The organism is Bradyrhizobium sp. HKCCYLRH2047 (assembly GCF_051168175.1).
Taxonomy (GTDB): domain Bacteria; phylum Pseudomonadota; class Alphaproteobacteria; order Rhizobiales; family Xanthobacteraceae; genus Bradyrhizobium.
Genome location: NZ_JBNPUM010000006.1, coordinates 23979 through 45119, shown reverse-complemented (window position 1 = coordinate 45119; position 21141 = coordinate 23979). Strand labels below are relative to the sequence as shown.

Annotated in this window: 20 protein-coding genes; 8 read left to right on the top strand and 12 right to left on the bottom strand. The window is 65.0% G+C overall.

The window, feature by feature from the left end; translation table 11 throughout:
* Positions 1-58: 58 nt before the first annotated feature.
* From ACQR1D_RS15930 to ACQR1D_RS15920, 3 genes are all read right to left on the bottom strand, one after another.
* Positions 59-607, bottom strand: coding sequence for an HD domain-containing protein (locus ACQR1D_RS15930; protein WP_315799677.1), 549 nt, complete (start codon positions 605-607; stop codon positions 59-61).
* A 36-nt stretch (positions 608-643) separates the two neighbouring features.
* Positions 644-946: an antibiotic biosynthesis monooxygenase family protein gene (locus tag ACQR1D_RS15925; protein ID WP_315799676.1), complete on the bottom strand. Its 303-nt coding sequence runs from the start codon at positions 944-946 to the stop codon at positions 644-646.
* 69 nt (positions 947-1015) lie between these two features.
* Entirely contained in the window at positions 1016-2239 is a 1224-nt protein-coding gene (locus tag ACQR1D_RS15920) for a diguanylate cyclase (RefSeq protein WP_434893902.1), read from the bottom strand.
* A 387-nt stretch (positions 2240-2626) separates the two neighbouring features.
* Between ACQR1D_RS15920 and ACQR1D_RS15915 the strand changes: the two genes are divergently transcribed.
* Positions 2627-4723 carry a LamG-like jellyroll fold domain-containing protein gene (locus ACQR1D_RS15915; protein WP_316181461.1) on the top strand — a complete coding sequence of 699 codons (2097 nt, stop codon included), beginning with the start codon at positions 2627-2629 and terminating at the stop codon, positions 4721-4723.
* A gap of 89 nt (positions 4724-4812) precedes the next feature.
* Here ACQR1D_RS15915 and rpsI read toward each other — a convergent pair whose 3' ends face one another.
* The 3 genes from rpsI to ACQR1D_RS15900 form a co-directional block, all read right to left on the bottom strand.
* Entirely contained in the window at positions 4813-5295 is a 483-nt protein-coding gene (gene rpsI, locus ACQR1D_RS15910; RefSeq protein WP_006611043.1) for a 30S ribosomal protein S9, read from the bottom strand.
* Between the two features lies 1 nt (position 5296).
* Positions 5297-5761 carry a 50S ribosomal protein L13 gene (gene rplM, locus ACQR1D_RS15905; RefSeq protein WP_315799673.1) on the bottom strand — a complete coding sequence of 155 codons (465 nt, stop codon included), beginning with the start codon at positions 5759-5761 and terminating at the stop codon, positions 5297-5299.
* Positions 5762-5919: 158 nt separating this feature from the next.
* Positions 5920-6348: a PaaI family thioesterase gene (locus ACQR1D_RS15900; RefSeq protein ID WP_315799672.1), complete on the bottom strand. Its 429-nt coding sequence runs from the start codon at positions 6346-6348 to the stop codon at positions 5920-5922.
* Between the two features lie 70 nt (positions 6349-6418).
* Between ACQR1D_RS15900 and ACQR1D_RS15895 the strand changes: the two genes are divergently transcribed.
* The 3 genes from ACQR1D_RS15895 (at position 6419) to ACQR1D_RS15885 (ending at position 9572) form a co-directional block, all read left to right on the top strand.
* On the top strand, positions 6419-7240 hold the full coding sequence (locus ACQR1D_RS15895) for an enoyl-CoA hydratase (protein ID WP_434840140.1): 822 nt from the start codon (positions 6419-6421) through the stop codon (positions 7238-7240).
* A gap of 238 nt (positions 7241-7478) precedes the next feature.
* On the top strand, positions 7479-8063 hold the full coding sequence (locus tag ACQR1D_RS15890; RefSeq protein ID WP_434840141.1) for a CoA-binding protein: 585 nt from the start codon (positions 7479-7481) through the stop codon (positions 8061-8063).
* Between the two features lie 225 nt (positions 8064-8288).
* Complete coding sequence (locus tag ACQR1D_RS15885) at positions 8289-9572, top strand: O-acetylhomoserine aminocarboxypropyltransferase (protein WP_434840142.1); 1284 nt, start codon at positions 8289-8291, stop codon at positions 9570-9572.
* Positions 9573-9801: 229 nt separating this feature from the next.
* Here the strand turns inward: ACQR1D_RS15885 and ACQR1D_RS15880 are convergent, their stop codons facing one another.
* The gene (locus ACQR1D_RS15880) at positions 9802-9996 is read right to left on the bottom strand and encodes a hypothetical protein (RefSeq protein WP_315799668.1); all 195 of its coding nucleotides are present in this window, start codon (positions 9994-9996) and stop codon (positions 9802-9804) included.
* A 313-nt stretch (positions 9997-10309) separates the two neighbouring features.
* On the opposite strand from ACQR1D_RS15880, the gene ACQR1D_RS15875 reads away from it, so the two are divergent.
* Positions 10310-10645, top strand: a complete 336-nt coding sequence (locus ACQR1D_RS15875; RefSeq protein ID WP_316237415.1) for a hypothetical protein — start codon at positions 10310-10312, stop codon at positions 10643-10645.
* 7 nt (positions 10646-10652) lie between these two features.
* Here the strand turns inward: ACQR1D_RS15875 and ACQR1D_RS15870 are convergent, their stop codons facing one another.
* Positions 10653-14075, bottom strand: coding sequence for a DEAD/DEAH box helicase family protein (locus ACQR1D_RS15870; protein WP_434893901.1), 3423 nt, complete (start codon positions 14073-14075; stop codon positions 10653-10655).
* Positions 14076-14280: 205 nt separating this feature from the next.
* Here ACQR1D_RS15870 and ACQR1D_RS15865 point away from each other — a divergent pair, with 205 nt between their 5' ends.
* A complete protein-coding gene (locus tag ACQR1D_RS15865; protein WP_434893413.1) occupies positions 14281-14577 on the top strand; it encodes a type II toxin-antitoxin system RelE/ParE family toxin in 297 nt (98 codons plus the stop codon).
* Positions 14578-14586: 9 nt separating this feature from the next.
* Positions 14587-14895 carry a HigA family addiction module antitoxin gene (locus ACQR1D_RS15860; protein WP_434893900.1) on the top strand — a complete coding sequence of 103 codons (309 nt, stop codon included), beginning with the start codon at positions 14587-14589 and terminating at the stop codon, positions 14893-14895.
* A gap of 112 nt (positions 14896-15007) precedes the next feature.
* Here ACQR1D_RS15860 and ACQR1D_RS15855 read toward each other — a convergent pair whose 3' ends face one another.
* The 3 genes from ACQR1D_RS15855 to ACQR1D_RS15845 all read right to left on the bottom strand — a co-directional run bounded on the left by ACQR1D_RS15855 (position 15008) and on the right by ACQR1D_RS15845 (position 19675).
* Positions 15008-16255, bottom strand: a complete 1248-nt coding sequence (locus ACQR1D_RS15855) for a restriction endonuclease subunit S (protein WP_434893899.1) — start codon at positions 16253-16255, stop codon at positions 15008-15010.
* The gene (locus ACQR1D_RS15850) at positions 16252-17793 is read right to left on the bottom strand and encodes a type I restriction-modification system subunit M (protein WP_434893898.1); all 1542 of its coding nucleotides are present in this window, start codon (positions 17791-17793) and stop codon (positions 16252-16254) included. The genes ACQR1D_RS15855 and ACQR1D_RS15850 overlap by 4 nt, the downstream gene beginning before the upstream one ends.
* A gap of 793 nt (positions 17794-18586) precedes the next feature.
* On the bottom strand, positions 18587-19675 hold the full coding sequence (locus ACQR1D_RS15845) for a COX15/CtaA family protein (RefSeq protein WP_434893897.1): 1089 nt from the start codon (positions 19673-19675) through the stop codon (positions 18587-18589).
* Positions 19676-19777: 102 nt separating this feature from the next.
* Between ACQR1D_RS15845 and ACQR1D_RS15840 the strand changes: the two genes are divergently transcribed.
* Positions 19778-19999, top strand: coding sequence for a DUF2842 domain-containing protein (locus ACQR1D_RS15840; RefSeq protein ID WP_315711497.1), 222 nt, complete (start codon positions 19778-19780; stop codon positions 19997-19999).
* On the opposite strand, the gene ACQR1D_RS15835 is transcribed toward ACQR1D_RS15840, so the two are convergent.
* Positions 20000-21061, bottom strand: a complete 1062-nt coding sequence (locus ACQR1D_RS15835) for a polysaccharide deacetylase family protein (protein ID WP_434846919.1) — start codon at positions 21059-21061, stop codon at positions 20000-20002. It lies immediately after the preceding gene.
* Between the last annotated feature and the right edge of the window lie 80 nt (positions 21062-21141).

Below are 21141 nucleotides of genomic sequence, written 5' to 3'. Positions count from 1 at the left end.
TGCGCAGGCTGCATTGCCGCGCTGATGCGGCCGTTCAAAAACGCCTGAGCTGATCCGCTTAGGATCGAAGGCCGCGCAGCTCGCGGGCGAGATTGCTCCGCGCCTTCCGGTCGAGCGCGGCGGCAAAGCCCGCATCCGGATAGATCACGGGGCGGCTTGCGAAGCGCTCCAGCACCGCCGCGCGCCCGGCGCGGTAGGCGTCGTCCGGCACATCAGCATATTCGCGCCGGATCGCATCGGCATAGGCGTCGTAGCTGGCCTCGTCGCTGCCGAGAATGGCGAGATCGATCGAGACGAGCAGCGCGCCCAGCCGATCGCCGGGCGCGACATCGTGGGTGCGGGTCAGCCGGATCAGGCGTCCGACCTCGTCGCGCAGATCGGCCGCGACATGACGCTCGGCAAGGACGGCGCTCTGCTCCTCATTGTCGGACCGCGTCGGATCATACACGACGTCGTGCCACCAGATCGCGAGCGTCAGGATCTCGCGGTCGCGGACGTTGAGGTCGGCAACGCGAGCGAGCTCGGCCAGGCAGTCCTGGATGTGGCGAAGATCATGGTAGTGCCGTCCCGCCGCGGAGTAGGCTTCGACCAGATCGTCATGCGTCATGGTGGCGTTCCGTCGGCAGCAGCGGCTACGCGGTGCTCAGCCGGCCGAGGTCAGCACCGTCTCGGTGTGCTCGACATCCGGAGGGCTGGCGAAATACTGCCCGACCAGGCCGCGCCATTCGGTGAAGTTCTCCGAGCCACGGAAATCGACCGTGTGGCTCTCGAGCGTCTCCCACTTCACCATCAGGCGGTAGCGTTGCGGCTTCTCGATCGACTTGTGCAGCTCGAAGCCGTGAAAGCCCTTGGAGCGGCCGAAGGCGGCGCGCGCCTTCGCGACGGCGGCCTCGAAATCCTTCTCCGTGCCCGGCTTGACGTCGATCTGGGCGATTTCCGTGATCATGGTCTGTCGGCCTCCCCTGGCGTTGGACCGCTTGTCTAGCCCAGACCTCGGGCGAGCGAAAGCCGCGCCTCAGCTCGACAATACCGCCTGTTCCGACTGCGGCAGGCTGGCAGAAGCGGCGGCGCGCTGGCGGCGGTAGCGGTCGAGCGACAGCGGCAGCTCCTCCGACGCTTCGACCCGGTTGCGACCGGAGCGCTTGGCCTTGTAGAGCGCGGTATCGGCGGCCGCGAGCAGCACGTCGAGTTCGGTCCCGCCCGGCCCGCCGGCGACGCCGATGCTGACGGTGGTGTCCACCGGCTTGTCCTCGCACACCACGCCGGAGGCCGCGAACGCCTCGCGGACACGCTCGGCGGCGACCATGGCCTCCTCGATGGAACAGGGCAGAAGAGCTGCGAACTCCTCGCCGCCGATCCGGCCCGAAAGGTCGGTGAGGCGCAGATTGTTGACCACGACGTCTGCGAAGATCTTCAGGACCTCATCGCCCTCGGCGTGGCCGAAGCGGTCGTTGATCGACTTGAAATGATCGATGTCGAAGATCAGCACGCTGACCGGCCGCTGCTCGCGCGCCTCGCGCTCGATCAGTTGCGCGCAGGACTCGGCAAAGCCGCGTCGATTGAGCAGGCCCGTCAGCGGGTCGGTGGTCGCCGCGCGCTTGTGGGCGCTGACGATGCGCTCCGACACCAGCATGAAGATCACGAACACCGTGCCGACAGCGTAGAGCACGAGCTCGATCGAGAAGATCGTGACCCAGGCCCCGGCGAAGGCGCCGTCGGACTCGCGCAGCATGTTGCCGAGCAGGATCGGCAGCATCAGGACGAAGCCGTGCATCACCGGCACGATCAGCGCCGGCCAGCGCTTGTGCAGAGACCGCCGCCGCTCCTGCCACAGCTCGGCCGCGGTGAGCATGGCATAGATCACGACGATCGCGGCGCCGATCGTCAGCCGCAGCGCCTGCGCCGAGGGATCGAGCAGCATGCCGCTGGCGATCCAGACGATGGCGCCGAGCACGAGTCCGGGCACGCTCGGCGGCTTGCCATGAAACACGCGCGCGGCGTTCCACACCATGGCGGTGGCGATCAGGCCGATCGAGCTCAGGAACAGCGACACCACCTCGCCATAGAGCTCGCCGATCAACGTCCACAGCGCGATCGCGACCGCGCCGAGGACATAGGCCGCGCCCCACCAGCGCAGCGCCGGCGTGTTCTCCTGCCGTCCGAAGTGCAGCAACATGGCGCCAAGCAGCGCCGCGACCATGGTCGCTACGATGTCGAGCGTCATGCTGTCGAGTGCCATCCGTCACCTCGGTTGCTGCGGCGGCGCGGAGACTTTGGTTAGCGCGGCCTTGTCGCGATCAACCTAGCGAGCGGTCTGTTCGAAAGAGGTTTGCCTGGGATACCAAGTTTTCTCGAAAAGCTCGGCACAACTCGTCGGCAAATTGCTGCGCAAAATGCTGCAAACAGGATTCAAAACCGATCGCGCCAGGCACCATGCGCGCCCGCCTTGATTGCACGAAATGCAGCTCATTATTGAGAGTTGCGGAACTGAGCATGTGGAATCAATCGTTTCCCGCTCCGCACCGAACACTCATGGAAACGATAAGAAACCTTCTCAAATTTGAGATCATCTCTCCCTACCACGGCGCGACAGCAGCGCGATCGGTCGCATGCGATGGGGACGAGAATGTCTTTCGACGACGATTCATACGACAGCCAGGCCGCACCAAATCATCCGTCGCGCGATCCGCAAGCAACCCAGGGCGTCGATCGCCGCACGCTGCTGCGCAATGCCATGGGCGTCTCGGCGCTCGGCCTCGGTGCCAGCCTGTTGCCGGGCCAGGCCGCGCACGCGCATTGGCGCATGCACCACCATCATCACCACGTCACCACCAGCTTTGCGCTCGCCGTCCTCCCCGATACGCAGTTCTACTCGCGCTATGCGACCTCCGAGGAAGGCCAGGCCTATCAGCGGCAATATGGCAGCACGCCCTATCCGGCGCAGACCCAGTTCATTGTCGACAACGCCGCGAAATATCACATCCCATTCACGATCCATCTCGGCGACGTCGTCGACCAGTCCAGGCATCCGCAGCAATGGGCCGTCGCCGACGCCGCAATGAAGCTGCTGGAGAATGCCGGCCGGCCGTATTCGGTGCTGGCCGGCAATCACGACGTGCTGTCGGCGCTGGAGTTCGAGAGCGCGGCGAGCCAGAGCGCGGGCACCGATGCGCAGCGCGGTTCATCGGAGCCGTATCTGTCCTGGTTTCCGGCCAGCCGCGCGGCGAAGCAGCGGACCTTCCTGGAGCGGCATCCGAGCGGCTGGCACGAGGCGCATGTGTTCCACGCCTGCGGCGTCAGCTTCATGGTGCTGTCGCTGTCGTGGCGTGCCTCGGACGACGCCGTCGCCTGGGCGCGCAGCATGATCGCGCGGCACCCGATGCTGCCGGTCATCCTCGCCAACCACCAGTTGCTCAACATCGCCAATGACGGCACGAGCCCGCTCGAGGTCGCCTACGGTCAATACCTCTGGGAGAAGCTGATCCGCAGCAACGACCAGATCTTCATGACGCTCAACGGCCACTATCATGGCGGCGCGCTGCTGACGAAGATCAACGACTTCCATAACCCCGTGCACCAGATGGTGGTCGACTATCAGATGGCCTATCAGGGCGGCAACGGCCTGATGCGGCTCTACGAGTTCGACTTCACGGCCAACAAGATCGACGTCGCCTCGTTCTCGCCTTGGGTGGTCGAGAAGCCGAAGGACAGTCTCAAGCAGTTCGACCGCGCCTGGCTGACGGAGGACAACCACGAGTTCTCGATTGCCATCGACTTCCGCCGGCGTTTTTCACGCTTCACCAATTTCTGCCATCTGCCGGCCTTCGCCGGCACGCCGATCCTGCCGCGGGTGAAGCAGGATCTCTATGCCAACTACACCGAGGCGCCGGAGCCGGTGGTGGTGCCGCCCGCGAACGAACAGGACTATCCGCTGATCGCCGAGACAACAGCGCATTGGCGGATCGCGTCGTCGGCGATCGGCAAGGCGGTGGCCGCCGGCACCGCGCTGTCGGACCTCACCGCCGCCAACCCAATGCAGCGCGCATCGCTCGCCGGTGCCGCGGAGGTCGCCGATGTGGCCTTCACCGCCGACAAGCACCGCCTGTCGTCAGCGCCGGGGAGCGTTCAGTTCCTCAACACCACCAAGCAAGGCGCCGGCCGCTTCAGCTGGTTCACGACGGCGGCCAACGCGCCGATCAATGCCGCGACCTTCGCATCCGGCTACACGGTCGAGGCCTTCATCAAGATCGATCCGAACTGGAAGGCGGCCGATCATGCCTGGTGCAACATACTCACCCGCTTCGGCAACCGCGGCTGGCTGCCGGGCTATGCCGGCGGCGACCCGGAATCGCCGCCGATCCTGTTCGCGATCTCCAACCTCCGCGAGGTGCAGTGGGAGATCGTGCCGTCGAGCTCGACCAGGCAGCCGCAGACCGACTGGTCCGGCGAGATCATGCTCGACACCTGGTATCACCTCGCCATCGTCAACGACCCCACCGATAACTCCACCGTGCTCTACATCGAGGGCGCGCCGGTCGTGCGCAGCGTGATCGGCGGCAACGGCATCGCGAGCGTCGCAGCGTCCCAGCCCTGGGCGCTCGGCTGCGGCTGGTGGGACCGCGCGCCGTCCGATGGCTTCATCGGCAGCATCGGAGAGGTCCGCGTGGTGTCGAAGCCGCTGGCGCCGAGCCAATGGCTGACCGCGCGCCGCGCCAGCGCCTGATCACACAACCTCCAAGCAAAACGGGCGCCCGCGAGGGCGCCCGTTCGTATTGGTAGCTGACGGATCCGGCCGCAGCCGGACCCAGGAGATCAGCGCTTCGAGAACTGGAAGGAGCGGCGGGCCTTGGCCTTGCCGTACTTCTTACGCTCGACGACGCGCGAGTCGCGGGTCAGGAAGCCGCCCTTCTTGAGGACGCTGCGCAGCTCCGGCTCGAAATTGGTCAGAGCCTTGGACAGGCCGTGACGCACCGCGCCGGCCTGGCCGGACAGACCGCCGCCGGCGACCGTGCAGATCACGTCGTACTGGCCCTTGCGGGCGGCGACGACCATCGGCTGCTCGATCATCATGCGCAGCACCGGACGGGCGAAGTAGACCTCGATGTCGCGGGTGTTGACGGTGACCTTGCCGGAGCCCGGCTTGATCCAGACGCGGGCGACCGCGTCCTTGCGCTTGCCGGTGGCATAGGCGCGGCCGAACTTGTCGACCTTCTTCTCATACTTCGGAGCGTCCGGGGCCGTGACGGCGCCCTTGAGCTGCGACAGCTGATCGAGAGACTGGATGCTTTCGGCCATCTTATGCGGCCCTCGTGTTCTTGCGGTTCAACTTGGCGATGTCGATCTTCTCGGGGTTCTGCGCCTCGTGCGGATGATCAGGTCCGCCATAGACACGCAGATTGCCCATCTGCACGCGGCCGAGCGGGCCGCGCGGGATCATGCGCTCGATGGCCTTCTCGATCACGCGCTCGGGGAAGCGGCCCTCGAGGATCTGGCGCGCGGTGCGCTCCTTGACGTGGCCGACATAGCCGGTGTGCTTGTAGTACGTCTTCTGCTCGCGCTTGCGGCCGGTCAGCACGGCATGCGCGGCATTGACGATGATGACGTTGTCGCCGCAATCGACGTGCGGGGTATAGATCGGGAGGTGCTTGCCGCGCAGCCGCATCGCGACCAGCGTGGCGAGACGACCGACGACCAGACCCTTGGCGTCGATGACGACCCACTTCTTCTGGACCTCGGCCGGCTTTGCCGAAAAGGTTTTCATGAGAGATATCCGTGACAGGGAGAATGCGGCGCGGGTGACGCGCCGAACTGGTCGCAGCTTCTAGAGAAGCGGCCTGCATTCGTCAACGCCATCCACGCGAAATTAATACAATAAAAACAGCGACTTACAAATATGGTGCAATAATACCCTCAAAAACCCTACGCATTAGGAATGGAATAGGTCGCCGTGACATGGGCGATCGGATCAGGCGATTCCCCTGACAACAGCGTGACTTCGCCGACCGCAAGCCGCTTGCCGAGCTTGAGCAGCCGCGCCTCCGCCAGCACGTCGGCGCCGGCCGCGCCCTTGCGCAGGAAGTTGATGTTGAGATTCGTGGTCACGGCGAGCCCGACCGGGCCGATCGCCGACAAGAGCACCACGTACATCGCGAAATCGGCCAGCGCCATCAGTGTCGGCCCGGAGACGGTGCCGCCTGGGCGCAACATGCGCTCGTTGAAGCGCTGGCGCATCCGGCAGCTCTTGCCATCGGCGCTCTCGATCGAAATGTCGCCGCCGGTGCGGAACGCCTGGGGAAATTCCGCGTGCAGGAACGCTTCCAGCTCCGCGATGGTCATCTTCGCCGTCATGTCTCCCCCTGCTCTCGTCGTCGCTCATCTGTTACATTAGCTGCATCGACGCGCCCATATGGAAATCGCAATGTCCGCCCCTGCCCTCGCCGACGCCGCCGATACGCCGATTTTGTTGCGCGAGATGGCGGGCGCCGTCGCCGTGCTCACGCTCAACCGCCCGGCACAGCGCAACAGCCTGTCGGAGCCGCTGATCGCAGAGCTGCATCAGGCCCTGGCCGAGATCGGCGCCGACAAGGCCGTGCGCGCCGTGGTGATCGCAGCAAATGGCCCGGCGTTCTGCGCCGGCCATGACCTCAAGGAACTCACCGCGCATCGCGGCGACGCCGACCGCGGCCGCGCCTTCTTCGCCAAACTGATGAATGCCTGCAGTGCGATGATGCAGGCGATCGTGCATCTGCCGAAGCCCGTTGTCGCGTCCGTGCAGGGCATCGCCACCGCCGCCGGCTGCCAACTGGTCGCGAGCTGCGATCTCGCCGTCGCCTCCGAGCGCGCCTCGTTCGCCACGCCCGGCGTCGACATCGGCCTGTTCTGCTCGACGCCGATGGTGGCGCTGTCGCGCAACGTGCCCCGCAAGCAGGCGATGGAGATGCTGCTGACCGGCGAGCCGGTTCCCGCCCCGCGCGCCCGCGAATTGGGCCTCGTCAACCGCGTGGTCACGCCCGGCACGGAGCGCGACACCGCGATTGCGCTGGCACAACAAGTGGCGCGCAAATCGGCCTATACGATCAAGCTCGGCAAGGAGGCATTCTACCGCCAGGCCGAGATGAGCCTTGCCGACGCCTATAGCTATGCGGCAGAGGTGATGACGCAGAACATGCTCGCCCGCGACGCGGAGGAAGGCATCGGCGCCTTCATCGAAAAGCGGACGCCGACGTGGCGGGATGAGTGAGCACCGACGCTCTCTCCGCCGTCATCGCGAGCGCAGCGCCGCGATCCAGAGTCCCACCCGAGCCCCTGGATTGCTTCGTCGCTGTCGCTCCTCGCAATGACGGTTTCAGCAACTTCGTCATTCCGGGGCGATGCGAAGCATCGAACCCGGAATCTCGAATTGGTCGAACTCAGCTCGAGATTCCGGGTTCGCCCTCCGGGCGCCCTGGAATGACGGCAACTAGTAGAAGCGCGAGCCCATGAATCACGACACCTACCCCGACGACTACATCCGCGGCATTCTCAACGGTGTGAAGGTGATCGCGATGGTCGGCGCCTCGCCGTCCGAGATCCGGCCGAGCTTCTTCGCCTTCAAATATCTGGTGCAACGCGGCTACGACATGATCCCGGTGAATCCCGGCCATGTCGGCAAGAGCCTGATGGGCCGCCCCTTCGCCGCCTCGCTCGCCGACATCGGCCGCCCGATCGACATGGTCGACATCTTCCGGAGCTCGCAGCACATCATGCCCGTCGTCGACGAGGCGCTGAAGCTCTCACCCTTGCCGAAGGTGATCTGGATGCAGCTCGGCGCGCGTGACGATGCGGCGGCCGAGAAGGCCGAGGCCGCCGGGCTGAAGGTCGTGATGAACCGATGCCCCAAGATCGAGTATGGCCGGCTGTCGTCGGAGATCTCGTGGATGGGCGTCAACTCCCGCACCATCAGCGCCAAGCGCGCGCCAATCCCGACCCAGGGCATGCGGCTGTCGCTGAACCGCACCAGCGTCGGCGGCGGCGCGACGGCCGCGGCCGACCGCGCCGCGAAGGACAGAAGCGATCCCACCTGACGCATCTGCGAAAGGAACGTGTCGCGACGACGGCGCGACACAGCAGCGCATTTCAAATCGGAGCGATCCGCGCCGGCAGCCTTGACGCCATCCTGGCCGCTGGCAAATGTCCTCCGCCGGGATGACGCGGAGGCGCACGATGCGCGCTATCGACACCGTCTCCCATCATCGATCCCTGCGCCAGCCGGCGCCGGCGCGCAACGGATCAAGCCAAGAGGAAACACCATGACCGAACGTGCCCCGGGATTTGCCACCCTCGCCATTCACGCCGGCGCCCAGCCCGACCCGACCACCGGCGCGCGGGCGACGCCGATCTACCAGACCACGTCCTTCGTGTTCAACGATGCCGACCACGCCGCCTCGCTGTTCGGGCTGCAGGCGTTCGGCAACATCTACACCCGCATCGGCAACCCGACCAACGCCGTGCTGGAGGAGCGCGTCGCCGCGCTCGAGGGCGGCACCGCCGCGCTGGCCGTTGCCTCGGGCCATGCCGCGCAGGTCGTGGCGCTGCAGCAGTTGCTGGCCCCGGGCGACGAATTCATTGCCGCGCGAAAACTCTATGGCGGCTCGATCAACCAGTTCACGCACGCGTTCAAGAGTTTCGGCTGGAACGTGGTGTGGGCCGACACAGATAACGTCGCGAGCTTCGAGGCCGCGGTCTCGCCGCGCACCAAGGCGATCTTCATCGAGTCGCTCGCCAATCCCGGCGGCACCATCACCGACATCGAGGCGGTCGCGCAGGTCGCGCGCAAGGCGGGCGTGCCGCTGATCGTCGACAATACCTTGGCCTCGCCCTACCTGATCCGCCCGATCGATCACGGCGCCGACATCGTGCTGCACTCGCTGACCAAGTTCCTCGGCGGCCACGGCAACTCGATCGGCGGCGTCATCGTCGATGCCGGCACCTTCGACTGGGCCGGCGGTGGCGACAAATATCCGATGCTGACGCAGCCGCGTCCCGAATATCACGGCATCCGCCTGCACGAGACGTTCGGCAATTTCGCCTTCGCGATCGCCTGCCGCGTGCTGGGCCTGCGCGATCTCGGCCCCGCGCTGTCGCCGTTCAACGCCTTCATGATCCTGACGGGCATCGAGACGCTGCCGCTGCGCATGCAGAAGCACTGCGACAACGCCAAGGCGGTCGCCGAATATCTCAGCAGGCATCCCGCCGTGGCGTCGGTGAGTTACGCCGGCTTGCCCGAGGACAAGTATCACACGCTCGCCCGCAAATACTGCCCGAAAGGCGCCGGCGCCGTGTTCACCTTCTCGCTCAAGGGTGGCTACGATGCCGGGGTCAAGCTGGTGTCGAACCTGAAGCTGTTCTCGCATCTCGCCAATGTCGGCGACACCCGCTCGCTGGTGATCCACCCGGCCTCGACCACCCACAGCCAGCTCGACGATGCCGCCAAGATCAAGGCCGGCGCCGGCCCCGACATCGTCCGCATCTCCGTCGGCATCGAGGACAAGGAAGACCTGATCGCCGACCTCGAGCAGGCGCTGAGCGCGTAGGCGGGTCGGCAGCTGCGCTGAACGTGCGGCGATCTCAGACGCGAGTTGCACACGCATATCGCCATCGACGTCATGCCCGGGGCTTGACGAACGGCTGAGACCGAGATGGCGATCCGGGCCTCGAAAACAAAGAGAGCGCGACAGGCCTCCCCTGGCCTTCCGCGCTCTCTTTCGTCCCACGGTCATGCCGTTGCCGGCGTCTCGGACCGCGCCCTCGTTAACTCCGGATCTAGCTCAGCAGCACCAGCAGGCTCGCCTGCGCGGGGCTCGTCAGCGGAAGCGCGGCGGTCGCGATCGACCGGCGCGCCGTCAGCGCCTGGCGACAGGCGGCGACCTCGTCGGCGATGGCAAGATGCGGTTGCGACGCTTCAGTCCTGGACAGCAGCCTGAGACGTGCGGACGCCGACATCACGATGACCGACATGCGCGAACCCTTCTGGTCTGACACTCTGATGGAAATGCAGCAGAGATTTTCATCCCGGACGCAGACAGTGCTGGTTTGCGTCCAGCCGGCCTTCAAAATCGCCGGCACCCGTAACCTTGCACCCGCAGAACTTAACAAAAGCTGAAAAAGCCCGTCCTTCTACGGGTGATTGCAGCCCCGTTCCGCGCGCTGGAAGGTTTTCGTTAACCATACAGGGCCCATCCTGCCGGCCATGGAATCGCTCCGGTGCAGCCAACAGCACCGATGTCGCATGGCATCACGCCGGCCGTCCCGGAGCTGCAAGGAGAGCAGAATGCGAACGTTGGTGATCATGATGCTGCTGGCGGCCATCGCGGCGAATGGCGTCGTGCTCGCAGCCGACCTGCCGGCCGTCCACGACAAGCTCGTCCACTACAAGGCCCGCCGCGCCGTCAAGGCGCCGCCCACAATCGTCGTCGTCAAGGACCAGGACTCGCTGATCTCCCCGATGTGGCCCTCCACGCCGCTGCTGCTCGGCCGCCAGGAGCTGCCCGGCTATTACGGCCGCGCCTTCTCCTACGACTACCAGGGCGCGTATTACGGCGGCGAAGGCTACACCAACTACATGTTCCGCCTGCCTTATGCCTGCGGCGTGTACGGGTATTGCTGAGGGAGCACTACGCCACCGCGCTGGCGTTGATCGCCTTGATGGTCTCGAACAGCTTCACCACCCTGCTCTCGTCGAACAACTGCTCCGGACCGGTCGGCGCGATACCCGTGAATGGCGGCTCGTAGAGCAGCGCCGGGTCCATCACGCCCTGATCGGTCAGGTGCTCGATCACCATGTCGATGAATTCGATCTGCGCCGCCGACGCCGTGCCGCCGGCGATGAACTCGCCGAAGGCCGCGCTGACCGCCGCGCGGTCAAGCCCGACCAGCGAGCGCACGAAGCGGCCGAAGCCGTGGCTGACTTCCCTGGCCCGCGCGATGTCGCCGGCCTCGCCGATCCCGGCTTCCAGCAGCATCCGCTCCAGCTCGGTCAGGTCGTAGGCCGTGAGCGGCTTGCCGTGGCGCAGCTTGTTCAGCGCCAGATTGTCCTGATGCGCGCGCAGGAAGTGTCGCGCCTTGGCCTTGAACCGGGCAAAGTCGGCTTCGCCCACCTGCGGCAATTGCAGCTCGACCCCCTCGCCGATCTCGTCGGCGAAGTTCGAATAGACGACGGTCTTGCGTCCCTTCTCGATGTGCTGGATCAGGTCGCGCAGCCGCAGGCGCACCAGCTCCAAGAGCGGCACGGTGACGCCCTCCCACCATTGCTCTGTCTGGATCTCCTCGATCAGCTCGGCATGCCTGGCAATGGCCGGAATGCCGGTCTGGTCCTCAAGGGCTGACGCGATCTCCAGGAGCTGCTTGCGGAGATTGTCGAAGCGCTTGGAGCCCTTGAGCAGCGCCAGCTCAAGTTGGAACATCAGGAGGTCGAAGCGCTTGGCGTCCTCGGTGCCGAGCATGTGGCTCGACGGCAGCGGCGCGATCTCCTCGACCAGCTCCTCGCGCTTGTGCTCGTCGATCGCGTCCCACTCCTTGGGCTCGCGATACTTCTCGACCGCGCGGCGATGCTTCCGGACGATGAAATTGTCGGTGTTGAGCCCGCCGACGATCGCCTGCAAGGTCGCGGCAGCGGACGCTCGAATCTCCGGCTCGCTCGGTGGCTCGCCTTCGTCACCCTCATAAGGCGCCTGTCCGCCGGCCGAGAAGCCGCCTGCGGCAGCCGCCTTCGAGAACTTCTCGTCCAGCGCCCGCACCAGGTCGAGCCGGCCGGCGAACAGCCGCTCGGACAGCGACTTCGCCGCGGAGGCTTCCTTCAACTCCGGATTGGCGCCGAAGAACTCGATGTTCTGGCAATAGTCGAAGACGCAAAACTCCTCCTTGTCCTGCCCAGGACCGAACAGGTCCGGACACAGCCGCGTGCCGCGCCCGATCATCTGCCAGAACTTGGTCTTCGAGCGCACCGGCTTGAAGAACACGAGATTGACCACCTCGGGCACGTCGATGCCGGTGTCGAGCATATCGACCGAAATCGCGATATGCGGCACCTTGGTCTTGATCGAGAAGTCGTCGATCAAGGTCTGCGCATAGGCGCCGGTCTTATGGGTGATGACGCGGGCGAAATGCCCGGCCAGCGCCGGATAGGCCACGTTGAAGCGGGTTTCGATATATTTGGCGTGGTCCTCGTTCTTGGCGAAGATGATGGTCTTGCCGAGCCGGTCGCCGCCTTCGACCTTGATGCCGTTCTGCATCAGATGCGCGATGACGAGATCGACCGTCTCCTCGTTGAACAGCCGCTTGTTGACCTCCGCCGCTTCGACCGTATCGGGGACGTCGTCCTCGCCCCATTCCAGCATGTCCCACTGGTCTTTTTCCTCCGCCGAGAGGTCGTCATAGCGGAGGCCGGAGCGGACGATTTTCAGCGGCACCGAGATCGTCTTCGGCGGCACCAGGTGCCCCTCGGCCACCGCCTCCTCCAGCGAATAGGCATCGGTCGGCACGCCGTCTTCGAGGTCGAACAGCGAATAGGTGTTGCGGTCGATCTCGTCCTTCGGCGTCGCCGTCAGCCCGACCAGGAAGGAATCGAAATACTCGAAGATGGCGCGATAGCGCTGGTAGACCGAGCGGTGCGCCTCGTCGATCACGATCAGGTCGAAATGGCCGGGGCCGAATTTGAGCTTGCCTTCCTGGCGGCCGTCGATCAGCCCCATCATGGTCGGATAGGTGCAGATGAAGACGCGCCCGTCGGCGGTCCGCTCGGTCACCAGATTGACCGGCGCGGCGTCCGGCAGATGCGTCTTGAACGCGCCGGCCGCCTGGTTCACCAGCGCAACGCGGTCGGCCAGGAACAGCACCCGCTTGACCCAGCCGGCGCGCATCAAGAGGTCGACCAGCGCGATCACGGTGCGGGTCTTGCCGGAGCCGGTCGCCATCACCAGCAGCGCCTTGCGCTCGCGGTCCTCCTCGAAATGCTTGGCGATCGAGCGGATGGCGCGGTGCTGATAGGGCCGCTCCACGATCTTGCGGCTGATCGCCTCCGCGGCCAGCGACTTCCGCCCGGTGCGGCGCTGGATTAGAAGCTCCAGCTCGTCGCGCTTGTAGAAGCCGCCAATCTGCCGCGGCGGATAGCGCGTGTCGTCCCAGATCCAGTGCTCATAGCCGTTGGAATAGAAGATCACCGGCCGCTGGCCGTAGCGCGCCTCCAGCCGATCGGCATAGAGCTTGGCCTGCTGCTGGCCGGATCGCGCATCCTTGCGCGTGCGCTTGGCCTCGACCAGGCCGAGCGGCTTGCCATCCGCGCCCCACAGCACGTAGTCGACGAAGCCGATGCCCTCATTATTCGGCATGCCCTCGACGCGAAACTCGCGCTCATCAGGCTGATCGAGCGCCCAGCCGGCCTCGCGCAGCAACAGGTCGATGAAGCGGTCGCGGGTCTCCGCCTCGTCGTAATTATGCTGGTCCGGCGTCGCCTCGGCCGCCTTGCGTGCGGCAGCGACCTCGGCCCGCAGCTTCTTCAGTTCAGTGTCGAGGTTGTCCTTGTCGAGCAGCAGCCTGGTCAGCTCGCCGTCCTTGGCGTCGAGCTCGGCCTGCTGGGTCTTGAGCTGGACGAACGCCTTCTTCAACACCTCGTCGCGACGCGACAGCACGGCTGGGTCGAAAGTCAGCCCGTCGGCCGGCTTGGCCTTGGCATAGGTGCGGGCAAACCAGAAGCAGACGTGGAACAGCTCCTTGACCGCGCCGGTGGCATCGCCGGCGCTGATCCGGCGCGCCTCATGAACGGCGCGGTTGCGCAGCGTATTGATGTATTTGGCCTTGGCAAACACCGCCTCGCCCGCGGCGCGGCGGAAGCTCGGCTCGTGCAGCAGCGCCGCGATGTTGTCCTGATAGGGCAGCTTGAGATTGGGGTCGGACTTGAACGCCCATTTCACCGCCACCTCGACGGTCTTGCCGGCAAAGAACGCGGCCGCGGTCGGCGACACCGCCGCCTGGCGCTCGGCCTCGACCGCCGCCTCGTGCACGGCCGGAAATTCAGCGGCTAGAAAGGCGAAGTTGGACATTCAGCTCCTCTGGCGCTCCCCTCGCGTGATCGCCATCCTGCCGGATCATCCGCGTCTGCCCTGACCGATCCGGCCATACCGGATCACCTTCAACCATCGGATGCATTGCCCCGGTCCGTCAAGCGGCTCCGCAGCGTCACACGGGAACACACGCAGATTGCCGGCTGTGTCATAGGGTGGTACACTGCCTCAAACGGGACTGCCCATGATCGTGAGCTTCCGAGACGACTGGCTGCATCGGTTCTTCGTCGACGACATCCGATCGAAGAAGATCCCGGCGGACCTGGAGGATCGGCTGTTCCGCAAGCTGCAGTTGATCGACGACGCGGCCACGGACGCGGATCTGCGGTCGCCGCCGAGCAACCACTTCGAGAAGCTGCGTGGCCACCTCGACGGCTTCCATTGCATCCGCGTCAACAAGCGCTGGCGATTGGTCTTCCGCTGGCACGGCGGCCGCGGCGAGGCGACCGATCTCTATCTCGACGACCACAGCTACGAGTGAGGCACATCTATGCTGATGACCAAACGCAAGCCGGCAACCGTGGCCGAAATCCTGATCGAGGAGTTCATGCAGCCGATGGGGCTGACGCAGACCGCGCTGGCCGCCGCGATGGGCGTACAACGCAAGCACGTCAACGAACTCTGCAACGGCAAGCGCAACGTCACCGCCGCCACCGCCCTCATCCTGGCCCGTGTGTTCGGCAACAGCCCGGAGTTCTGGCTCAACGTGCAGCGGCGCAGCGACCTGTGGGAGGCGATGCACTCGCCACGCGAGCGCAAGCGGATCGAGCGCGCGAAGCCGCTGAATTCGGCGGCGTAAGCAGATCCTTGTAGGGTGGGCAAAGCGCAGCGTGCCCACCATGACATGCAGAGGTCTTGGCAGTGGGCACGCTGCGCTTTGCCCACCTACGCACTACCTACCTTTGTCGATCTTATAGTTCACCACGAAACGCCCGATCTTGAATAGAAGCAAACAGGCTTTCGGTAGATTGGCTCGAACGAGCGACTGCATCGCTTGTCTTTTTCAAGACTGCCACTCTGTTCTCGAAATCGATCTGCTTACTCAACGGCGGCACCAGAACCGGGAACTCCGATAGCTGGGTTTTGTTAATCGAAGCGATTCCTGTCGTTTGCTTGGCCGATCGCAGAAAATAGGCCTTTCCATATGCGCTGCCGACCAGCCAGATCAAATATAGCGGACGAACCTCACTGGAAGTGATCCTCACGCGAAAGATATGGTTCTGGTGTATCGACTCCTCCAGTTCGTCAGCCCAGAGCGTTCCTCGCCCAAGCTTGTCGGGATCGCCGCCTTCCGTCAGCAGCAAGTCATCCTTTCGGAGCAAGTAACGTTCAATCTCGGCCTCGGTCGCATCGATCGTCTTGACCACGGCCAGATCGAGATGCTTGTCCTGGACGTTGGAGACAGCCATGTAAGGGACCTCTCTGACGGATTCTCCGTTGAGCTTTCTCCCCTTGGTAATACCCGATACGATCTCGGCGACTTCACCTAAACTACAACTATTCTTTTTATTGCTTGCGTTGGCGATCAAATCCCCAAACATTTCCAAGAAAATCGAGTGTGTTAAATGATCGAGCAATTCGATTGCCCGCCTCCGCTTCCGCCGCAGCGCATCGGCCTTGTCCAGGATCGCCGCGATCCGCCGCTGCTCGTCGAGAGAAGGAAACGAAAACGGAATAGCACGAATGATGCTCGTATTTAGATTTGGCATCGTCACGCCCTTTGCGTGATAATGCAGCCAACGTCCGACTTCGTCTCGTTTCAGAAAATGGCGCAGATAGCCGAGGTCAATTTCGGGGCAGTTCGGACGAATACGGATACTGCCCGTGCCACAGAGCCAACCTTCCTCGGACTCTGTTACTACCGCGAAGCGGCTCACGTCGCCCCGACGACTGAAAACAATGTCGCCGACGCGAAGTCGGTGCTGACCGAGCCGTCGCGCGTGCGACTCGTCTACGCGGGCGATATCAACACACGAAATACGGCCATCGACCATATCCTGGGGCATAACAACAGGAATGCCGTCATCAGAATAGTCCGAAGCGTGCAACTGGCTACCAAATGGACCAGTTTGCACCTCGCCGCCGAACTCGTCGCAAATCTCGCCGATGGTCGTAAGCCGGAAGTGTGCGGGAGTGCCACTGTCAGCAAGGACGTTCACAGCATCGTCTCCAGCTCGGCCAGCCCTACCGCAATCTCCTGCTCCAGCGCTTTCAGCTCGGCGATGATCTCCTTCGGATGGCGATGCTCGGCAGCCTCATGCACCACTTCCTTGTAGCGGTTAAGCGAGAGATCGTAGCCCGCCTCTGCAATCTCCGCCTTCGGCACGCAAAAGCTCTGCGCGGTGCGAAGTCGCTTGCGCTCGGCTCCATTGCGCTCCTTCCAACGCGCGGCGATATCAGGCAGGTTGTTCTTGGCGTGCTCGCCTTCGTCGAGCTTGGCCCGCGCCCCGAGCTTATCGACCGGCAACAGCGGCGTCCGCTTGTCGTCGAGCGAGATGCCATCGGCCTGGCAGTCGTAGAACCAGACGTAGTCTGTCCCTCCGGAGTTGGTCTTCGTGAACAGCAGGATCGCGGTGGAGACGCCGGCATACGGCCTGAACACGCCCGACGGCAGCTTGACGATACCGTCGAGCTTGTGCTCCTCGACCAGCATCTTTCTGATGGCCTTGTGCGCGGTGGAGGAGCCGAACAGCACGCCATCCGGCACGATGACGGCGGCGCGGCCACCGGGCTTCAACAGCCGCAGGAACAGCGCCAGGAACAACAGCTCGGTTTTCTTGGTCTTGACGATCGCGAGCAGATCCTTGGCCGTGGTCTCGTAGTCGAGCGAGCCGGCGAACGGCGGATTGGCGAGCACGAGGCTGTAGCGGTCGGAATCGGCGGCATGGTCCTGTGACAGCGAATCCTTGTAGCGGATGTCGGGGTCGTCGACGCCATGCAGGGTCATGTTCATCGAGCCGATGCGCAGCATCGTGCCGTCGAAATCGAAGCCGTGGAACATCTCCTCGTTGAAATGGTCGCGGCTCTCCTTGTCGTGGAACAGCTTCGGGTCGTTCTCGCGCAGATACTCGCCGGCCTGGACCAGGAAGCCGCAGGTGCCGCAGGCGGGATCGCAGATCACGTCCTTGCGCGTCGGCGCCGTCATCTCGACCATCAGCGCGATGATGTGGCGCGGGGTGCGGAACTGGCCGTTCTGGCCGGCGCTGGCGATCTTGCCCAGCATGTATTCATAGAGGTCGCCCTTGGTGTCGCGGTCCTCCATCGGGATGTCGGCCAGCAGGTCGACCACCTTGGCCAGCAGCGCGGGCGTCGGAATCGTGAAGCGCGCGCCCTTCATGTGGGTGGCGTGCGCGGTGTCCGCGTCGGCCATCTTGCGCAGGAACGGGAAGACGTGCTCCGAGACGATGTCGAACATCGTCGCCGGATCCTTGTTCTTCAGCCGCGACCAGCGCATCTCCTCGTAAGCAACGCCGCCGCCCTTGCCGATGCCGTCCTTGCCTTCGGGGAAGATGCGCCGCTCCATCGGCTTGCCCAGCCGGGTCGCGCGGTTCTCCTCGCGCGTATGCGCCTCGTCCAGCCCGCGGATGAACAGCAGATAGGTGATCTGTTCGATCACCTCGATCGGATTGGCGATGCCGCCTGACCAGAACGCATTCCAGACATTGTCGATCTTGGACCGAAGTTCGCCCGTCAGCATGTTCACCCCATTCCGCACATCTTGCTGAACCGGCATAGCAAATTCAGCGGGGCGTGAAACGGATTCGGTACGATCATCCCCTGACAAGTCTGGGCACGCGGCGCTTCACCAAAGCGGCGCGACAGCGCCCTTGCATCTTTCGGCAAATCAGCATATTCTGCGTTTGTTCCTGTCCAGCCGAGGGGCGCTTCCGGATCGTCCAGTTGCGTGGGATTGGGAATGCGGTGGACGTGGCGGGCCGTGCGCGGGCTTCAAGCTTGCGCGGACGAGCGGCTTGTCACGGACGGCGAAATCGCGTGGTCCTGGCGCCCCGACGCTGGCGCTAAGTCTCGCAGCGGTGCTCACACATCGCGCGAGATGACGGGGGCAAGAGAGCCCGGTCCCCGGGGAGATCGCGTATAAGCGTTAAAACCATCGCGCGGGGAAGGCCGGGTGTTTTCGGCCGTACCTGTGGTGACCGCCGCGTGCTTTTTTCTTTGCACGCGGGCCATGGGTGCCGGCCAGGCATCCGGCCTTCCCTGCGCCCTCGCGTTTTTCGGGGGCGAGACGATCGGCATGGCTCGGCGCACAAGCGCGCGAGGATGAGGGTGTATGTCTTGGCGAGATCGGGAGTTGCACGCAAAGGCGCTCATTGGCTCGCGCCCAACGTCCCAGTCGTCATTCCCGGGCGTGCGAAGCACAAGCCCGGAATCCATTTTCCAGCGTGTCTCGCGGCTCAATGGATTCCGGGCTCGCCCTGCGGGCGCCCCGGAATGACGGCGGAGGTCGCTGCAACAGCGAGCGCGAGAACGCCCTACCCCGCCTGCCCGGCCGCCACGGCCGTCCGCGGCACGGCGACAACAGCGACACGTCGCGGCGACAGGCGTTCGGCCTGCAGCACGGCGAGCGTCAACACGATGATGGCCGTGCCCTGATGCAGCAGCGCCAGCGAGATCGGCACCAGCGCGAGCAGGGTGAGAATGCCGAGCACCGCCTGCACCAGGATCGCCGCCAGCAGCCGGTGCGCGCCGCGCACGACGTTGCGGCCGGCGCCGGCACGCATCACGTCGAAGGCGTGCCACGCCGCCAGCGCCAACAACGTGTAGGCGGTCATGCGATGCATGAACTGCACCGTCAAATCGTTCTCGAACAGATTGATCCACCACGGCGAATGGATCCACAGATTGGCCGCCTTCGGGATCAGGCCGCCGTCGATCTCGGGCCAGGTGTTGTAGACGAGGCCGGCGCGCAGGCCCGCGACCAGCGCCCCGAGATAGAGCTGCACGAAGGTGATTCCGACCAGCACCCGGGCCGTCAGCCGCAGCCGCGCCGGCACTTCGGCCTCCTCGCGTGGCGCGAGCCGCCGCAGGGTCCAGACGATCGACGCGTAGATCAGCAGCGCCAGCGCGAGATGCGTCGCCAGCCGGACCGGCGCCACCTCGGTGCGCTCGGTCAAGCCGGAGGCCACCATCCACCAGCCGACCGCGCCCTGCAGCGCGCCGAGGCCGAAGATCAGCCACAGCCTGCGGCCGAGCGGCCCGGAGACGGCGCCGCGCCACAGGAACCACAGGAAGGGCAGCAGGTAGACCATGCCGATGACGCGGCCGAGCAGCCGGTGGCTCCATTCCCACCAGAAGATGGTCTTGAACTCGTGCAGGGTCATGCCGGCGTTCATCTGCCGGTACTGCGGAATGGTCTTGTAGGCCGCGAAGGCGTCGCTCCAGGCCTGCTCCGTCAGCGGCGGCAGGGTGCCGGTGACCGGCTTCCATTCGACGATCGACAGCCCGGATTCGGTCAGCCGTGTCGCGCCGCCGACCAGCACCATCAGCGCGATCAGGCCGGCCACGACGAGGAGCCAGATGCGGATCGCGGCGAGATCTGTCGTGCGGGGAACCGTGGTCATGGATGTTGAACGCTCGATTGAACCGGGGCTGACAGGCCCTTATAATCCCGACCAAATCGCGCGCAAGCCGCGCCGCCCCCAGCCGAGGCTGACAATCCCGTCATGACGATCCGCACCCGCAAACTGATCGGCGCCGTCGCGCTGCTCCTGCTCGCCTTCGCCTGGTCGATGATGGGCATGGTGATGGCGCAATTCCCCCTGATCGCCAATTCCGGCTGGCTGCAGGCGGTGTATTACGTCGTCGTCGGCATGGGCTGGGTGCTGCCGGCGATGCCGATCGTGAGCTGGATGCTGCGCCCGGATCCGGAGCGGCAGCAGGGCTGATCAGCCGAGATCGAGCTTGGGCGGCTGCGCGGCTTTTTCGCGCGGCAGGGTCACCCCGGCCATCAGCACCTTCAGGGCGCGCAGCGAGCGTGAGCGGCCGTCCCAGGCGATGCGCGGCAGCATGTGCAGATGGGTGCGGCCCTCGCTCTGCACCACGCCTGGCATCGTCGAGGCCGCGCTGACGAAACCCGCCTGCTCGGCGAGCACGACATCGCTGCGGCGGAACGAATAGCGGTCGCCGAACGGATACGCCATGTGCCGGACCGGGCGGCGCAGCGCCGTCTCCAGCACCGCCCTGCCCATCGCAATCTCGCGCTGGGCGTCGGCATCCCTGAGATTGGCGAGCACGGGATAATGCACGGTGGCACTGCCGATCGTGACGTTGGGGTCGGCGGCGAGCCGGGCGATGTCGGCCCAGTCCATCGCGGACTCGCGGCTCAGCGCGGTGAGATCGACCGAGTGGCGCGAGCAGAGGTCGCGGATCGCGATCGACAACTCGGCTGGCGGCAGCTTGCGCAGCCACGCCGAAAGATACGCGAACAGCTCGTATTTTTCCGCCGGCGTAAACACGTTGAAGCGCTGCTCACGATGATCGATCACGAGGCTGATGCGGGCCTCGCGCGCGATCACGGCCTCCAGCGCCAGCCACCAGGCTTCGCCGAGCCCGTCAGGAAAAGCCGAGGGCACGTAGACGGTGAACGGCACGCCATGGCGGGCGAGCACCGGATAGGCGTGCGTGATCAGGTCCTTCGCGGCGCCGTCGAAGCTCAGGCAGGCGAAGCGACGGCTGTCGGGCAGCCGGACCGACCGGCCGCAGGCCTCGTCGAGCGAGACGATCTCGTAGCCCCAGCGCTTCAGCGCCCGGATCACCTTGTCGAGGAAGACGGGCGTGATCTCCGCGCATGTCAGCGGCTGGAACGCGCCCTTGCGCCGCGGCCGCACCCGCTCGAACCGCAGCACGGCACCGGCGCCGGCCGCGGCTCGCGAGGCGAGCAGCGTGCGACCGCTGAAATAGGCCAGCTCGAGCCGGGCGCTGCGCAGCCACCTGTTGTCCGACGACAATTCCCGCGCCCCTTCCGAAAATCCCACTTGAAACCAGACCGTCTGCGCCCACCTGATGCGGACAGACCATGGCGCGATCG

What these genes read in the sequence shown, in the direction of transcription:
- ACQR1D_RS15930 (WP_315799677.1), bottom strand. Translation starts at nt 607, where the DNA reads ATGACGCATGACGATCTGGTCGAAGCCTACTCCGCGGCGGGACGGCAC.
- ACQR1D_RS15925 (WP_315799676.1), bottom strand. Translation starts at nt 946, where the DNA reads ATGATCACGGAAATCGCCCAGATCGACGTCAAGCCGGGCACGGAGAAG.
- ACQR1D_RS15920 (WP_434893902.1), bottom strand. Translation starts at nt 2,239, where the DNA reads ATGGCACTCGACAGCATGACGCTCGACATCGTAGCGACCATGGTCGCG.
- ACQR1D_RS15915 (WP_316181461.1), top strand. Translation starts at nt 2,627, where the DNA reads ATGTCTTTCGACGACGATTCATACGACAGCCAGGCCGCACCAAATCAT.
- rpsI (WP_006611043.1), bottom strand. Translation starts at nt 5,295, where the DNA reads ATGGCCGAAAGCATCCAGTCTCTCGATCAGCTGTCGCAGCTCAAGGGC.
- rplM (WP_315799673.1), bottom strand. Translation starts at nt 5,761, where the DNA reads ATGAAAACCTTTTCGGCAAAGCCGGCCGAGGTCCAGAAGAAGTGGGTC.
- ACQR1D_RS15900 (WP_315799672.1), bottom strand. Translation starts at nt 6,348, where the DNA reads ATGACGGCGAAGATGACCATCGCGGAGCTGGAAGCGTTCCTGCACGCG.
- ACQR1D_RS15895 (WP_434840140.1), top strand. Translation starts at nt 6,419, where the DNA reads ATGTCCGCCCCTGCCCTCGCCGACGCCGCCGATACGCCGATTTTGTTG.
- ACQR1D_RS15890 (WP_434840141.1), top strand. Translation starts at nt 7,479, where the DNA reads ATGAATCACGACACCTACCCCGACGACTACATCCGCGGCATTCTCAAC.
- ACQR1D_RS15885 (WP_434840142.1), top strand. Translation starts at nt 8,289, where the DNA reads ATGACCGAACGTGCCCCGGGATTTGCCACCCTCGCCATTCACGCCGGC.
- ACQR1D_RS15880 (WP_315799668.1), bottom strand. Translation starts at nt 9,996, where the DNA reads ATGTCGGTCATCGTGATGTCGGCGTCCGCACGTCTCAGGCTGCTGTCC.
- ACQR1D_RS15875 (WP_316237415.1), top strand. Translation starts at nt 10,310, where the DNA reads ATGCGAACGTTGGTGATCATGATGCTGCTGGCGGCCATCGCGGCGAAT.
- ACQR1D_RS15870 (WP_434893901.1), bottom strand. Translation starts at nt 14,075, where the DNA reads ATGTCCAACTTCGCCTTTCTAGCCGCTGAATTTCCGGCCGTGCACGAG.
- ACQR1D_RS15865 (WP_434893413.1), top strand. Translation starts at nt 14,281, where the DNA reads ATGATCGTGAGCTTCCGAGACGACTGGCTGCATCGGTTCTTCGTCGAC.
- ACQR1D_RS15860 (WP_434893900.1), top strand. Translation starts at nt 14,587, where the DNA reads ATGCTGATGACCAAACGCAAGCCGGCAACCGTGGCCGAAATCCTGATC.
- ACQR1D_RS15850 (WP_434893898.1), bottom strand. Translation starts at nt 17,793, where the DNA reads ATGCTGACGGGCGAACTTCGGTCCAAGATCGACAATGTCTGGAATGCG.
- ACQR1D_RS15845 (WP_434893897.1), bottom strand. Translation starts at nt 19,675, where the DNA reads ATGACCACGGTTCCCCGCACGACAGATCTCGCCGCGATCCGCATCTGG.
- ACQR1D_RS15840 (WP_315711497.1), top strand. Translation starts at nt 19,778, where the DNA reads ATGACGATCCGCACCCGCAAACTGATCGGCGCCGTCGCGCTGCTCCTG.